Origin of the sequence: Parendozoicomonas verongulae (assembly GCF_009711465.1) — a bacterium.
Classification (GTDB): Bacteria; Pseudomonadota; Gammaproteobacteria; order Pseudomonadales; family Endozoicomonadaceae; genus Sansalvadorimonas; species Sansalvadorimonas verongulae.
The window spans coordinates 66,961-81,795 of sequence record NZ_SMME01000873.1 but is presented as its reverse complement, the minus strand read 5'-3'; the positions used below and the strand labels follow the sequence as shown (position 1 = coordinate 81,795).

General features: G+C 48.7%; 15 protein-coding genes. 9 read left to right on the top strand and 6 right to left on the bottom strand.

What is annotated here, in order from left to right; translation table 11 throughout:
• Position 1: 1 nt before the first annotated feature.
• Together E1189_RS21685 and E1189_RS21680 are read right to left on the bottom strand one after the other, a co-directional pair.
• Positions 2 to 1,582, bottom strand: a complete 1,581-nt coding sequence (locus E1189_RS21685) for a peptide chain release factor 3 (RefSeq protein ID WP_155163259.1) — start codon at positions 1,580 to 1,582, stop codon at positions 2 to 4.
• Positions 1,583 to 1,668: 86 nt separating this feature from the next.
• A complete protein-coding gene (locus E1189_RS21680) occupies positions 1,669 to 3,183 on the bottom strand; it encodes an anthrax toxin-like adenylyl cyclase domain-containing protein (protein WP_155163258.1) in 1,515 nt (504 codons plus the stop codon).
• Between the two features lie 278 nt (positions 3,184 to 3,461).
• Between E1189_RS21680 and E1189_RS21675 the strand changes: the two genes are divergently transcribed.
• The 9 genes from E1189_RS21675 to E1189_RS21635 all read left to right on the top strand — a co-directional run bounded on the left by E1189_RS21675 (position 3,462) and on the right by E1189_RS21635 (position 11,787).
• Entirely contained in the window at positions 3,462 to 4,511 is a 1,050-nt protein-coding gene (locus tag E1189_RS21675) for a TRAP transporter substrate-binding protein (protein WP_230460589.1), read from the top strand.
• Between the two features lie 77 nt (positions 4,512 to 4,588).
• Entirely contained in the window at positions 4,589 to 5,107 is a 519-nt protein-coding gene (locus E1189_RS21670) for a TRAP transporter small permease subunit (RefSeq protein ID WP_329602172.1), read from the top strand.
• Positions 5,104 to 6,393 carry a TRAP transporter large permease gene (locus E1189_RS21665; protein ID WP_155163255.1) on the top strand — a complete coding sequence of 430 codons (1,290 nt, stop codon included), beginning with the start codon at positions 5,104 to 5,106 and terminating at the stop codon, positions 6,391 to 6,393. Before E1189_RS21670 ends, E1189_RS21665 begins: the two co-directional genes overlap by 4 nt.
• Positions 6,394 to 6,511: 118 nt before the next feature.
• Positions 6,512 to 7,345, top strand: a complete 834-nt coding sequence (locus E1189_RS25985) for an HNH endonuclease (RefSeq protein WP_329602168.1) — start codon at positions 6,512 to 6,514, stop codon at positions 7,343 to 7,345.
• A 268-nt stretch (positions 7,346 to 7,613) separates the two neighbouring features.
• Positions 7,614 to 7,862: a thioredoxin domain-containing protein gene (locus E1189_RS25980; protein ID WP_155163254.1), complete on the top strand. Its 249-nt coding sequence runs from the start codon at positions 7,614 to 7,616 to the stop codon at positions 7,860 to 7,862.
• Between the two features lie 9 nt (positions 7,863 to 7,871).
• The gene (locus E1189_RS21650) at positions 7,872 to 8,267 is read left to right on the top strand and encodes a redoxin domain-containing protein (protein ID WP_329602171.1); all 396 of its coding nucleotides are present in this window, start codon (positions 7,872 to 7,874) and stop codon (positions 8,265 to 8,267) included.
• A gap of 121 nt (positions 8,268 to 8,388) precedes the next feature.
• On the top strand, positions 8,389 to 9,795 hold the full coding sequence (locus tag E1189_RS21645) for a cache domain-containing protein (RefSeq protein WP_155163252.1): 1,407 nt from the start codon (positions 8,389 to 8,391) through the stop codon (positions 9,793 to 9,795).
• Positions 9,788 to 10,429, top strand: a complete 642-nt coding sequence (locus E1189_RS21640; RefSeq protein WP_155163251.1) for a response regulator transcription factor — start codon at positions 9,788 to 9,790, stop codon at positions 10,427 to 10,429. The genes E1189_RS21645 and E1189_RS21640 overlap by 8 nt, the downstream gene beginning before the upstream one ends.
• Before the next feature lie 170 nt (positions 10,430 to 10,599).
• Positions 10,600 to 11,787 carry an MFS transporter gene (locus E1189_RS21635; protein WP_329602167.1) on the top strand — a complete coding sequence of 396 codons (1,188 nt, stop codon included), beginning with the start codon at positions 10,600 to 10,602 and terminating at the stop codon, positions 11,785 to 11,787.
• A 26-nt stretch (positions 11,788 to 11,813) separates the two neighbouring features.
• Here the strand turns inward: E1189_RS21635 and E1189_RS21630 are convergent, their stop codons facing one another.
• From E1189_RS21630 to E1189_RS21615, 4 genes are read right to left on the bottom strand one after another with little or no spacing between them, the layout of a single operon-like run.
• Positions 11,814 to 13,004: a vWA domain-containing protein gene (locus E1189_RS21630; protein WP_155163250.1), complete on the bottom strand. Its 1,191-nt coding sequence runs from the start codon at positions 13,002 to 13,004 to the stop codon at positions 11,814 to 11,816.
• 1 nt (position 13,005) lies between these two features.
• Complete coding sequence (gene tadF, locus E1189_RS21625) at positions 13,006 to 13,551, bottom strand: tight adherence pilus pseudopilin TadF (RefSeq protein ID WP_196221561.1); 546 nt, start codon at positions 13,549 to 13,551, stop codon at positions 13,006 to 13,008.
• Positions 13,544 to 14,032, bottom strand: a complete 489-nt coding sequence (locus E1189_RS21620) for a TadE/TadG family type IV pilus assembly protein (protein ID WP_155163248.1) — start codon at positions 14,030 to 14,032, stop codon at positions 13,544 to 13,546. The genes tadF and E1189_RS21620 overlap by 8 nt, the downstream gene beginning before the upstream one ends.
• A gap of 7 nt (positions 14,033 to 14,039) precedes the next feature.
• Positions 14,040 to 14,774 carry a tetratricopeptide repeat protein gene (locus E1189_RS21615; protein ID WP_155163247.1) on the bottom strand — a complete coding sequence of 245 codons (735 nt, stop codon included), beginning with the start codon at positions 14,772 to 14,774 and terminating at the stop codon, positions 14,040 to 14,042.
• Positions 14,775 to 14,835 lie beyond the last annotated feature (61 nt).

Sequence of the window (14,835 nt, the reverse complement as noted above, 5' to 3'; positions counted from 1 at the left end):
ATCAGTGCTCTCGGGTATTACGGAACTTCACATCCGGCCAGCGTTCCTCTGCCAAAGACAGGTTTACGCGGGTGGGGGCCAGATAGGTGAGGTGACCGCCACCATCAATAGCAAGGTTGTCGCTGTTCTTACGCTTGAAATCATCCAGCATCTTCGGATCGTCGCACTCAACCCAGCGGGCCGTGTTCACGTTTACAGCTTCGTAAATCGCATCCACCTTGTACTCATCCTTCAGACGTTGCAGAACCACGTCAAACTGCAGCACACCCACCGCACCCAGAATCAGATCGTTGTTGCGTTGTGGCATAAAAAGCTGGGTGGCACCTTCTTCAGACAGCTGCTGCAGACCTTTTTGCAGCTGTTTCACCTTCAGAGGATCTTTCAGGCGTACACGCTTGAACAGTTCCGGAGCAAAGTGAGGGATACCGGTGAACTTGAGCTTTTCACCCTGAGTGAAGGTATCACCAATCTGGATGGTGCCATGATTGTGCAGACCGATGATGTCGCCGGACACCGCCTCTTCCACCTGTGAGCGGTCACCGGCGAGGAAAGTTACGGCATCTGCCACTTTCACGTCCTTCCCCAGGCGTACGTGTTTCATCTTCATATTGCGGGTGTATTTGCCGGAGCACACGCGCATGAAGGCGATACGGTCCCGGTGTTTTGGGTCCATGTTTGCCTGAATCTTGAAGATAAAGCCGGAGAACTTCTCTTCTGTGGGTGGCACTTCACGGGCATCAGTGCTTCGGGGCAGAGGCGCTGGTGCCCACTCGGTGAAGTAGTAGAGCATTTCACGCACGCCGAAGTTTGCCAGAGCTGTACCGAAGAACACTGGGGTCTGCTGACCAGCCATGAACTCTTCCATATCGAACTCATGGCTGGCACCGCGCACCAGTTCGATCTCGTCCACAAACTCTTCGTGGATGTCACCCAGCAGCTCTTTAGCCTCGTCGGATTCCAGACCTTTGATTTTCACATCATCGGGAATGGTGTGCCCCATCCCGGGCTGGAACACGTGGATGGTGTCGGTATACAGGTTGTACACGCCCTTGAAGTTCTTACCCATGCTGATGGGCCAGGTGATAGGGGCGCAGTCGATTTTCAGGATAGATTCGATTTCGTCCATCACTTCAATCTGGTCACGCACTTCGCGGTCCATCTTGTTCACGAAGGTGAAGATAGGTGTTTCACGCATGCGGCATACGTTCATCAGTTTGATGGTACGATCTTCAACACCCTTGGCGCCGTCAATGACCATCAGGCAGCTGTCCACGGCTGTCAGGGTGCGGTAGGTGTCTTCGGAGAAATCCTCGTGCCCTGGTGTATCCAGCAGGTTGACCATGCGGTTGTTGTAGGGAAACTGCATCACAGAGGTAGTGATAGATATGCCACGATCCTGTTCCATGGTCATCCAGTCAGATGTTGCCATCCGGCCGGACTTCTTGCCCTTTACGGTTCCCGCCATCTGAATGGCGTTTCCGAACAGCAGCAGCTTTTCGGTAATAGTAGTCTTACCGGCATCCGGGTGAGAGATGATGGCGAAAGTGCGGCGTTTGCTCACTTCCTGAATAAAATCTGACATGGCTCCTCGCGAGCAGGAATGTTCTAACCAAAAATTGTGGCGGATTATACTCTGCTGGGCGTTCAGGGGAATGGGATTCTTCTAAGTTAGATGGGGGCGCTTGGTCTTCTGGATGGATTTGAGCCCTTGACCTTGCTTTCGTATAGGGCAAGCTTGGCGCTGAATGGCTCTTTCACGACTTCTTTCATTTCTTCCCAAAGAGGGTTGGATTCCACCTTCATACCCGCATCACGCATGGTACGGAACAGCCTGACCAACTCATCGTAGGTTTTGATCAGAACAGGTGATTCGTTATATACCCCCATTCTGGAAAACAGACTTTCCGGGATAAAAACGGTAGCCGGGATATTGGCCTTCATGTCAGTGACGGGGTTTTTGGTGTCGTCCCCATGGTGCACCATATTTTTGCCGGGCCCGCGGTCGAATTTGGCATTGAGAGCATCAATCAACGTTTCGTTACGGGTCGAGAGAATACCCAGCTCGGGGTGGAAATCGTGTAGTCTGTCAGCACCGCCAAGATCCACCTGGTCGTAAGGGGAGAAAGCAAAAAGTAAATCGAAATCGGCGGTTTTAGGGATAACCATGAGTTTCTCACGTTCGTCTCCGGAACCAGAGAATATGTCCCACTTTCCTTCAGCATTCCTATGGGCTTCAAAGGTCTGAGGGGGGAGTCCTTTGGGGTTCGACATTAAGGTTACGGCTTTGGTATACCCCTGAGCGGGTGGAATGTCCTGAAAATCATGGAGAATGTTAAGTTCTGTGAGTTCGTCCATGCGGCGCTGAGTGAGACTGAGGTGCTCTACAGTAGCATGTCCATCTTCCACTGATTTCACGTTTTTTGCGTTATATTTGGCAACTTCCGTATCCTGCTTATCAGGATCTTTGATACTGGCCAGTTTGCTGAACTTCTGATCAAAGGGAATAAAGCCTGCCATTGGGCCCCAGTTCGAGCTTTTACCCTTGATATTCAGCCCCTTGGATTCTGCCCCTTCTTCAATCAATGTGCGGCAAATCAGTTCTACGGGACGGTAGGACACGATGGTTTCGGTTTCGTTGGCGACCTGTTGGCTTCTTTCAAGATAGCTCCGGGGAATACCCTGATTCTCGTAGCCTGCCACTTTATCCATACCCATGACCACATGATCCGACATGCGTATGCCATTGGGCGCAAGAGCAACAAATGCACTCGCATTTTTAAGGGCTTTGGCAATACTCTCGAAGCTGCGTCTGTGTTTTGGGCTAGGAGGCTGCTCAAGTGATGTGCGGCGCAGTTGTGAAATTTTTCCATCATTGACTAAAAAAACATTGTCGTCTCTCTCCATTGACAAAGTGGGTGGGGCAGACCATGCCTTCACAGGTACTTCAGAAACCCGGCGAGAGAGGCCGGTTGCTGTTGTAGCGTCTTCTTTACGTTCGCTGAAAAAGGATTGCGGATGGCCCACATCCTGAGAGGGTTGAGGTATCTGCTTTTCGACAGAAACCACTTCAATGGCGCGGCCGAACCCTTGCCCTTGAGTAGGCTGCTCTTTCTGTTGAAGACTCGATGTATTGGGTTGTGTGCTGATATTCCCTGCAGTCTGAATATCATTCGAGCCACGCATTTCGCTGCTCCGTCCTGAAAACCTGTATTCCCTAAATATAGAAGGCAGATAGTTTTGGTAGGAGACTACGTATTAGCACGTAGTGCGGTTTAAGTGTTTTTTGTGATTGGAGCCGAAAATCTGCTAATAGTGATCCTCTCTATCAGCCGTCATTATCAGTAGCGTCATACAAATAACACTGATACCTGACAGCCTGCATTCACAACATCCCACCAGAGGATGAAGAGGTAACAATAATAATGAAACCCCTGCTGAAATTCCCACTCACCAAAGCCCTGATGGCTGCCGCAATGTGCGTAACGGCATTTTCTGGCTCTGCCCAGGCTGCGGATAAGGTGTATCGCCTGAAACTGGCAGAAACCTGGCCGTCTAACTTCCCCATTTTTGGAGAAGCCACCCGTAATATGGCTGAAATGGCGGAAAAGATGTCGAATGGCCGCCTGAAAATCACTATTGATTCCAGGAACAAGCACAAAGCACCCTTTGGGGTTTTCGATATGGTGCGCTCTGGCCAGTACGATATGGGTCACTCTGCATCCTACTACTGGAAAGGCAAGGTACCCAATACTCTGTATTTCACCACCATGCCTTTCGGTATGACAGCCCCTGAGCAGTACGCCTGGTTCTATCAGGGCGGCGGACAGGAGCTGATGGACAAGGTGTACAGCCAGTACAACCTGAAAAGCTTCCCCGGCGGGAACACCGGTAACCAGATGGGCGGCTGGTTCCAGAAAGAGATTAACTCTCTGGAGGACCTGCAGGGCCTGAAGATGCGTATTCCCGGATTCGCCGGTGAGGTTCTCGCCAAGCTGGGTGCCAAACCCACCAATATTCCTGCCGGTGAGCTTTACACCGCTCTGGAGCGTCGAACCATCGACGCACTGGAATGGGTTGGCCCGTCCCTCGATCTGCGCATGGGCTTCCACAAAATCGCTCCTTACTACTACACCGGCTGGCATGAGCCAGGTGCAGAGCTGCAGTTCCTCGTCAATAAGCGTAAGTGGAACAGATTGCCTGCTGATCTGCAGGAAATCCTGCGGGTAGCTATGCGTACCGCAGCTTACGACATGTACATTCAGTCTTACGACGCTTCCGGTGAAAACCTTGAGAAGATGCTGACGGAATACCCGAATATCAAGATCAAGAGCTTCCCCAAGTCGGTGACCACAGCCATGCGAAAGGCCAACGATGAGCTGCTGGCTCAAAAAGCTGCGGAGGATCCGCTGGCGAAAGAAATTCTGGAATCACAGGCGAAGTACATGAAGAAAGTACGTCGCTGGACAGATATTTCCGATCAGGCCTACCTGAATAACCTCTCCACGCAGTAATGCTGTTACTGAGGCTGGCTCCAGTTTATGTGGCCAGTCTCAACTCTATCCACTCATCGCTATCTGAGAGGTAAATGATAATGCTGGTGCAGCTGGAAAATCTGGTTAACCGCTTCTCTGACCTTTTGGGAAAAATAGCCGCCGTGCTGTTTATCCTGTTGTTGTTTAACGTTTTTTACGATGTTGTTGCCCGCTATGTGTTTAACAACGTGTCTATTGGTATGCAGGAGATGGAGTGGCACCTGTATGCCGCTATGTTCCTCCTTGGCGTGCCTTACACCCTGCGAGCCGGTGGCCATGTGCGGGTGGATTTGATTTACGAACGTTTAGAAGAACGCCATAAAGCTGTTATCGATTTTTGTGGTGCACTCTTTCTGCTAATGCCCTTCGCGCTACTGGTGGGCTATTACGGAATCGGCTTCGCCTATGAAGCCTACGAACTGGGGGAAACATCAGGCGACCCCGGTGGTTTACCTTATCGCTGGATTATCAAGGCGGTGATTCCTTTTGCCTTTTTCTCTATTGCCATCAGTGGCTTCGGAATGATGCTGCGCAGCATCAATGTGTTGACCGGACAGCAGGAGCGTAGCCAATGATTGGTATTGTTATGTTTTTTGTGGCGCTGGTGATGCTGTTGTTTGGCTTCCCGGTAGCTTTCACTTTTGGCGGTGTGGCGCTGATTTTTGGCGTATGGGCGGAAGGCGCAGATATGTTCGCGTTTATGCCGTTCCGCATTCAAAGCATTATGGAAAACGTAGTGCTGATGGCGGTGCCACTGTTTATCTTTATGGGCATCGTGCTCCAGAAAACCAAGCTTGCGGAACAGTTGCTGGAATCCATGGGCAAACTGTTTGGTGGCGTTCGTGGTGGTCTGGCGATTTCTACCGTGCTGGTGGGCGCATTGTTGGCGGCGTCTACCGGTGTGGTGGGTGCATCGGTAGTGGCGATGGGGTTGATCTCTCTGCCGGTGATGCTCAAGTACAACTACGACAAATCTTTGGCCTGCGGAACCATATGTGCATCCGGAACCCTCGGGCAGATTATCCCTCCCTCCATCATTCTTATCATTCTCGGTGATGTGCTGGGCATTCCTGTGGGGGATTTGTTTCAGGCTGCGGTTGGCCCCGGCTTTATTCTGATTGGCGTGTATGTGGCTTATATCCTTGGTTATGCCTGGTTAAAGCCAGAGTCTGCCCCTGCTCTGCCAATGGATGCGGATGTTGAGAATAGGCGTGAGCAGTATGTGAAAGCGCTGAAAGCTATTATCCCGCCACTGGCACTGATTCTGATTGTGCTGGGTTCCATCTTTGCGGGTATTGCTACACCGACAGAGTCGTCTGCTTTGGGAGGCATTGGCGCGCTGGTGCTGGCGGCACTTTACAAGCAGTTCAGCTGGAAGATGGTATACGACTCTGCACTGGAAACAGTAAAAGTCACCGCTATGGTATTTGCCATTCTGCTGGGTGCGACAGCTTTCTCCATGGCCTTCACCTACACCGGTGGCGATTATATTGTGGAAGAGGTTCTCTCCCAGCTGCCCGGCGGCGCAACGGGCTTCCTGCTGCTCTCCATGCTGGCCATTCTGGTGCTTGGGTTCTTTATCGACTTTGTGGAAATCAGCTTCATCATCGTACCGATTCTGGCACCGGTGGCAGATGCTTTGGGTATTGCACCTTTGTGGTTTGCCATTTTGATTGCCATGAATCTGCAAACCTCCTTCCTGACACCGCCGTTTGGGTTTAGCTTGTTCTACCTGAAGGGTGTGGCCCCGGACTCTGTGCGGACTGTGGAAATTTATAAGGGTGTAGTGCCGTTTATTTTGATGCAGGTTGCTGTGGTGATTTCTATTTTGTTGTTTCCTGGGTTTTATGGGTTGTTGTGATTGGGTAATATCGGGCCGTGTATGCGGCCTGTTACATGGTTTATTCAGAGTGTTCTCGGTAATCCGAAATACAAACAAGTACGCGCTTGTATTTTAATAATTAATTTAGAGATGGGTCGTGTTTGAAGTAGGAAAAGAATATCATCGGAGAAGTGAAATTCATGGTATTTATCGAGGGCAAGCTCAAGGGGGTATTTCAACACCCAAAGAGCATCCCGTAGTCTTTGTTTTTACATCTGATGAAGGTGCAAAGCATGGCTATAAAGATGAGTATCGTGAAGATGGAATATTCTGGTATACCGGAGAAGGTCAAAAAGGCCCCATGAGAATGGAGTCTGGGAATAAAGCAATTCGAGACCACAAAAAGAATAACAAAACACTTCATATTTTCGAGTATACAAAGAGAGCTTATGTACGGTATGTGGGAGTTGCAGAGTGTATTGGCTTCCACGAAGAGCAACGACCAGACAACGATGGCATGATGCGATCTGTATTTATCTTCCATTTGGATATTGATTCGACTGTTGGAATATCCAAACCAGAAGTGGTTAAAAACTACATCCCTAAATCGGAAAAAGAGCTCAGAAAGAAATCTCTTAGTGATCTTAGAGTATCTGCACTAGAAAAAGCAGATAATGTGCCCTCGGTTAAAGAGAAGTTAGCTCAAACATATTATCGTTCACAAGCAATAAAGCTTTACTCAATAAAGAGGTCAAATGGGTTTTGTGAAGCTTGTAATGACCCGGCACCATTCCTTACCAGATCGGGCCCCTTTTTGGAGTGTCATCACTTACATAGAATTTCTGATGGTGGGCCTGACCATCCAGAGAACGTTATAGCTTTATGCCCCAACTGCCACAGAAAAGCTCACTACTCGATTGACTCAAAAGAATTTAGCAAAAAGTTAAAGTCAATTGTAATGGAGGCAGAGACCAGAGTGTCAGCCATGTAATTTAAGTAAGGACTGACTTTTCTCAGCCCTCCCGGTATTCCTATGAGAAAACCGATAGGGATTGCACGGAGTTGACCCGTCTACAAGTGCAGGGTTGTGACGTAGCAAGGGCGGAAAAATACGCAGTCAGACTATGCGAAAGCAATGGTTTAGGTACTTACATATTTGATACATAAGTCTTTGAGTCTTAAACTGCGTATTCCATGAGTGACTCTCTTTTATTGGGAGTCGTTGTCGATTGTACAGATAGTGAGATGAGTAAAAGATAGTGAAACTGAATGATCAACTTAGCGCAATGAAGGCTAGGTTTGAGAGTAATATGCCTGCCAATATCTTAAAGGTTATGCATAATGCGAACGACCACCTTCGAAACTCTGGCGCTCTCGACAGGGCTTTGTCTGTTGGTGATAAAGCGCCTGAGTTCGAACTGACCGATTCAAAGGGTACTGCTGTAAATGTTGCATCTATTTTGGAAAAAGGTCCTCTAGTCCTCACCTTTTTCCGGGGTCACTGGTGACCATATTGCATTACAGAGCTGGAGGCTCTGAACGAAGTTTTACCTCAACTGCAAGAAATGAATGCAACCGTACTGGCAGTATCTCCGCAAAGGCAGCCATTTAGCCGTCAGGTTGTGCGGGATGCAGGGCTTGGATTCGAGATTCTTACCGACGCTGGCAATAAAGTTGCTGAAAAGTTTGGTATCGCATTTCCCATTACCGGTGAACTCAAAGAGGTTTATCAAGGGTTTAGTCTGGATTTGAAGCGCATTAATGGCGATGACTCCTGGACTCTCGCTATGCCTGCACGGTTTGTTATCGGTCAGGATGGTGTTGTTCACTCTGCGGATGTTGATCCAGATTACACACGTAGAACGGAACCAGAAGAGACTGTAATGGCAGTTAAACGACTGCTGTCGAACTGATATTCAGGTATTCTGTCGACCTCAGAATGCACTGATAAGGCTTCTGGGGTCGATTTGGAATTGCCTTAACCTTTCTGTGTCGTTAGTCTGCCAGCTGAGTCAGCCATAAAACGACACAATAATGACTCTAAAAACAAAAATACTCCTGCTGGCACTGCTACCGCTGATCATCATGTCGGTAGCGATAACCATTGTGAACCACAGCCAGGCACGGAGGCTTTCTGAGCAGGAAATTGCCACCTTCGAGCGTAATCTGGTGGCCTCGAAAAAAGAGCAGCTGCGACACTATGTCGACTTGGCTGAAGCTTCTATTGCCCACAGCTTGAGTTTGCTGGAAAAGGGCATCCCTCGAGAGCAGGTTGAAACCGATGTTAAACGCAAACTGAGCACATTGTCATTTGGTGACGATGGCTATTTTTTTGTGTACACCATGGGCGGTATCAACATTGTGCATCCGGTGCAATCCGAGCTGGTAGGCCGTAACCTGATCGACTTTCAGGATGATGATGGAAAATTCCTGATTCAGGATTTGCTGTACAAGGCCTCTACTGGGGGAGGTTTTGAACGCTATAAGTGGCGTAAGCCTTCAAAAGAGGGAGGTTCTGAAGATAAGCTCAGTTATGTGGTACATATTCCCGAGCTGAACTGGATGATGGGAACCGGGCTTTATGTGGATGATATAACTCAGGAAATCGCCTCTATTCGCTCAGATGTGCGCCATAACATCAACGATACCTTTTTTGTCGTGCTGATGATTATTGTCGTAACGGTCATTCTGATTGTTCTTCTTGGTCTGGCGATCAATATTCACGAATCCCAGCTTGCAGATAAACGGCTGCAGGAGCTGGCTCACAGGTCCTTGAAACTACAGGTCAATCAACGCCGTAACTTTGCTCGTGAACTGCATGATGGCATTAACCAGCTGCTGGTATCCACCAAACTGCGCACCAATCTTGTCGATAAAAAATGGGGGAAGGTGGAAGCCCGTGAGCATTTGAATAAAGCCTCCGATATGCTGGATTTGGCGATACAGGAGGTGCGCCGTGTATCCCATGATCTTCGCCCCATCGTTCTTGATGACCTCGGCCTGGAAGCTGCTCTGCGCAATATGCTTGATGATTTAGCTGAACGAACGGATCTGCAGGTTTTCATTGATATTCAACTGCCAAAGCAGCGGCTTCCTGATCTGGTGGAAATTACCCTTTACCGGGTGATTCAGGAAGCTCTCACCAATATCGAGAAACATGCTCATGCCAGTGAGGTAAAGGTATGTGTACACTTTGAAAACGACGAGGTGAGCCTGAAGGTGGAAGACAATGGCTGCGGTTTTTATGAGCAACAGCAAGAAGGTATTGGCTTAATTAATATGCGGGAACGTGTCGCTATTATCGGTGGGAAGTTCACGATTTACAGTTATCCATTACCGGCGAATGTAAGGCATGCCAGTGTGACCGGCGGCACAATTATAAAAGCCACCTTCTACCTGAATACTTATGATCCTGAAGGGCAGGAGATTCTCTATGGGTAATACTATTCGCATACTGCTGGCAGATGATCACCCCATGGTGCGGGAAGGGCTGAAGGCCAGTCTGGATGGCGAGGACGGTATTGAGGTGGTTGCCGATGTTTGCAATGGCCGTGATGCTCTGGATAAAGCTATGGCATTGAAGCCGGATGTTGTGCTGTTGGATGTGTCCATGCCGGTGATGGGCGGGCTGGAGGCTGCAACAGAATTTCGTAAAACACAGCCAAATATCAAAGTGTTGATTCTCAGCATGCACGAAGACCGGGAGTACATTCTCAAAATGGTACAAAACGGTGTAACCGGTTATGTGCTGAAGGATGTAGCGGCAGAAGAAATTGTGATGGCTATTCAAACCGTACACCGTGGCGGTACCTATTTTAGCTCTGGTGCTTCTCAGCAGTTATTTGGGCAGTTTCACCCGGACGATATCAGACCCCAGGCGAAACTCACTCCGCGAGAAGAACGGGTTCTGCAGCTTTTAGCGGAAGGCTGCTGCAATAAGGATATTGCCAGGAAACTGGATATCTCCGTGCGCACAGCGGAAGCTCACCGACACAACATGAAGCAGAAACTGAAGATTAAGACCTCCGCAGGGTTGATTCGCTACGCTGTGGAGCGACGAATGGTGCACGTATGACAGGAAGCTCGGCACCCTGGACGAACCGTTAAACGGCAGGTAACAGGATATTGCCCTGTAGAATCAGAGTATTTACCAATAGTTGAAAAACAATAATTTCCTCACACTCCTGATAAGTACCGGGACAATGGTCCGGGTACTCACAAACCAATTTAAGTCAGGAAGAATGAGTGACGAAAAGAAGAGAGCTTTCCCCTGAAAGCCTTTTATTGGCTTTTGCCTTTATGATGCCGCTGGTATTTTCCGTATGGCAGGTACTCCTGAATAACTTTGCTGTAGAAATGGCCTCGTTTACCGGTAGGGAAATTGGCATTCTGCAGAGCGTACGAGAAATTCCAGGATTTTTGGCTTTCACAGTTATTTTTGTGTTGATGGTGTTGAGTGAGCAAACGCTGGCCATTCTGTCCCTTGGCATTATGAGTGCTGGCGTAGCTATTACGGGGTTCTGGCCTTCTGCCATGCCGCTTTATCTCACAACTGTTTTGATGTCGGTGGGCTTTCATTATCTGGAAACGGTAAACCAGTCTCTAACCCTCCAATGGCTGGACAAAAAAAAGAGTGCCCAGTTTATGGGTAAGGTGATTTCGGTAAAGGCTGTATCTGCTCTATTGGCCTATGGCGTTGTATGGGTGCTGATGGAAAAGTTCGCTGTTCAATATAAGCAGATGTATTTACTGGCCGGTAGCTTTGGTGTTCTGGCGACACTGGTGATCTGGTTTACTTTCCCCAGATTTAAGAAAGGTGAAACCCAGCATAAGAAAATCGTACTGAAGTCTCGCTACTGGCTCTACTATGCACTGGTATTTTGCAGTGGTGCCCGTCGCCAGATTTTTATGGTGTTCGCAGGCTTTATGATGGTACAGAAGTTTGGCTACTCTGTAGGCGACATTAGCCTTCTGTTTATCGTTAACTATGTGATAAATATGGCATTTGGCAAGAAGATTGGCCATTTTGTCAGCAAGGTAGGTGAGCGTAAGGCGCTTACTGTTGAATATATAGGGCTGATTCTGGTGTTTGGTGGTTATGCAGTTGTGACCAATGCCCATGTGGCGGCAGGGCTTTACGTTGTTGATCATCTGCTCTTTGCAATGGCTATTGCCAGAAAAACCTATTTCCAGAAAATTGCCGACCCTAAAGACCTTGCCGCCAGCTCAGGTATCAGCTTCACTATCGGCCATATAGCTGCCGTATTTATCCCGTTCATCCTGGGCATTGTATGGCTGAAGTCGCCTTTCGCGGTGTTTATGATCGGCGTGGGTTTTGCGGTAACATCCTTAATGCTTGCGCGGTTGATTCCTGATAATCCCGCTCCGGGCCGTGAAACGACACTTGTTGTTCCCCACCTGCAAGTGGCTTAGGCTGCATTCATTGACAGCCCGCTCAATCAGCGGGCTGTGCTGTATATGTGCCCCACCTCTTCTGCAAACAATGCAGAGATGATATCGGATATTGCGTCGGGGTCTTCTGCTGAGAAAACCTTATTTTTCCCTACGCATCCAACAAGGCCAGTGTTGCCTGCTACATCGTAACTGAAACTTATCACAGCCATATCCAGCTTTACGCGTTCTCCGGAAGGTGTCCTTTGTTGTTCCACAGCTGATGTCAGCGTTTTGCAGTAACCATGCTCCACGAGTTGCTGATGTATATCCTTGTAGCTGTCTTCACCGTCTGTAAGAACAATAATGAGCCGTTTGGCATTGTTTGTTTTCAGAGCCAGTTGAGCGGCGCGGATAATGCCTTCAAATGATGCTGTTGCGCCATGGGGCTTCATCGCTTTCAGCTTATCTTCAATTTTCTGTGCACTGGTGGTGGGGTGAATGGTATGAAATGAGCCAGGGTCACTGGTGTCTGGCTCTTTTTCTACGAGAAGGTCGGGAAGCGATCTCAGTGGCCAAAGAGTATGAATATTGTTGACGGCAAACGACTCGTTCATCCCGGGGACGTACTCATATGTTGACAGGGAAAAGGGAATAAGAGCGATGGTATTCTTTTTTTGTGGATCTGTTTCCAATCGGGTGAACCCTTCCAGCTTGTGAGCAGCCTGAGTGAGAATGCCTTTGAGCATGTCTATTTTAATAACGCGCCTCCAAGGGCCTCCCATGGAAGAAGAAAAGTCCGCTACAAAGAACACATCAATCGCTTCGCCATGGTTTTTTCTTGCTGTCGCTTTACTGCCCAGAGTCACTGCAGAATTAAATCCCAGTGGCGTCTCTTGCCCCAGCCAGTTTCTGTGGGCGCCAGACACCTTTAACTGATACTCGGTAAATTTTTTGGAGGAGTCCGTGTGATTGCAGTCAGGGTTATCCGGGCAGGCAACTGTGTGCAGTGATACCGATACATTGTTTAAATCGCTAACCATTGTGTTGATGATGCTTTTTACCAGTTTCCTGTTTTGCTCTGGCGTATCCGGAGGGCGGGCGCTCATGGCCAGTGCTGCCACTTCCACAGCGTCACCCAGGCGGGCTTTGTCTCGTAGTTTGTGTCCCCCTTCAATGCCCAGGACCATCAGTCCGAAAATCACAGGAAGCAAAAGTAGAAATAGAATAATGGCAATACCTTGTTGCGGCTGTCTCATATCAACGACCCACCATGATTGCGTTGCTGGAAAGCCGATGAGCGCTCATCAGGTTTGATAGGAAAGTGTTGTCGCTTTTTATGTAGCAAAGGCTCACACGGTAAAGAGGGGCTGGATTGCCACGTTCCGTAAGAAAAAACAGTGAGACTTCATGAACCAGATGCTTCTGGGATTTAGGGCAGCTCTTCCCCTTTTTATAGAGCGTGAGAACGGGGTTTTTAATATCTTTTTGCAAAAAGGTGACTTGCTCCAGTGTCATGCCAAAAGCGGATTCCTGAAACCCGGCAAAGGAACGAGACATCGACCGTGAAAGCAGCTGATACAGCTCATCGGCCTGTTTGTGGGTGATTTGAGGGCTGCTGTCGTACAGCTGTGTACGTTCTTTAATCAGGCTGGCGCCGGAAAAACTGAGATTTTGCAGTAGCCCGTGAATACACTGCCGCTCGGTCAATTCACAAGTAAAAGTGATAAACGAGAAAATTATCAACGTGACCAGAGCCAGCTCAATGGTGAACACGCCCCTTTGCCTTAGGGTTGAATTACCCACCAAAACTGCTCCTTTCATACTCCTGAATGGAGATAACCTCACGGCTCAGGGTTGTGAAAGCGCCATTGCTGGAAAATAGCGAGGCAAAGAAAGGCTCATAAGAATACTGAATGCGGTACACAGCAATGGCTGCATGTTTTGGACGCTTTTTGGAACTGCAGAAGGCTTCTGCCGTTTTAGGACAGTGCTCCGACGACAGCTCTGTGACCGTATCATAGTAATAGGTTTGCAGGCTGAGTTTGCTTACCTGAATCACCGGTGCCCAAAGGGAGTGGCTATCTCGCAGGGCGCGTCTAAAACTTTCGCGGTAGTCTTTAGCCGGGGCGGTACGTGCCGACCGACTCGTTTCTGCAATGGCATAATCCAGCGTTGCGGAAACAAAACCCATATAACTGATCTCGCACCAGAACAGCACAATAAACAGGAAGAAGAACATTCCGAACGCTGTTTCTATGGCGACAGTGCCTTTCTCCTTAAACATAAGTAAATTATTTACGGAAAGCTGGAGTGGGTTTTTCAATTTTTGCCGACGAGAGCGCCATAAAGAGTGACAGCCGCTCCTGTTCAGACTTTGCTTCGCTATAAACCATTTTAAACTCGTTATAAAGCCCAGCGCGAACAAGAGCGATGGTGAGATTAGCTTTAATGCGTTCATCTGCCTGCCCACTGGTATACAGCGGCATTAACCGATTGATGGCGGCTTCATACTTCTGCTCGAGAATATCCAGCATCGCCAGATTGTTCTTGATCACCAGATCGTCAAACATCGCAGCACGGGCCTGGTTAATAGATGCTCTGGCCTTGTTGTATTGCCCCAAACTGGCATAAGCCAGGCCCTGCTGGTTGAGCATAGTGGCATGCTCCTGAGAGTTGGGAGCTACGAAGAATAAAGCCTTGTCAATATCGTCCAGCGCGTTGTCTGGTTGGCCCATCGCGAGATCGGCACGGGATTTTAGCAGCCATACCCCGGCATCTCTCTGTGCTTCAGTCAGAAGTGGCTCCAGAATAAACAAGGTGGATTCCGGATCTCCTGTAGCAAGATAGGTTTCTCCCAGTTGCAGGCGACAGGTTTTGTTTTCTTCTGGTGTTGTGGCCTGTGTCAGACGGGTTTTATAGAGTTTAATTAAACCTGCATGATTATCCGCTGCTTTGAGCAGGGCTTCATTGGCCGGTGCTTCGTCAGCCTCTTTTGCCGATTGTCTGGATTTTAAACCCGGAGACACACAACCGGTCAGCACGCTTACCAGCAACAGGACACAGAAAAGTGAAAAATGTTTGTTGAAA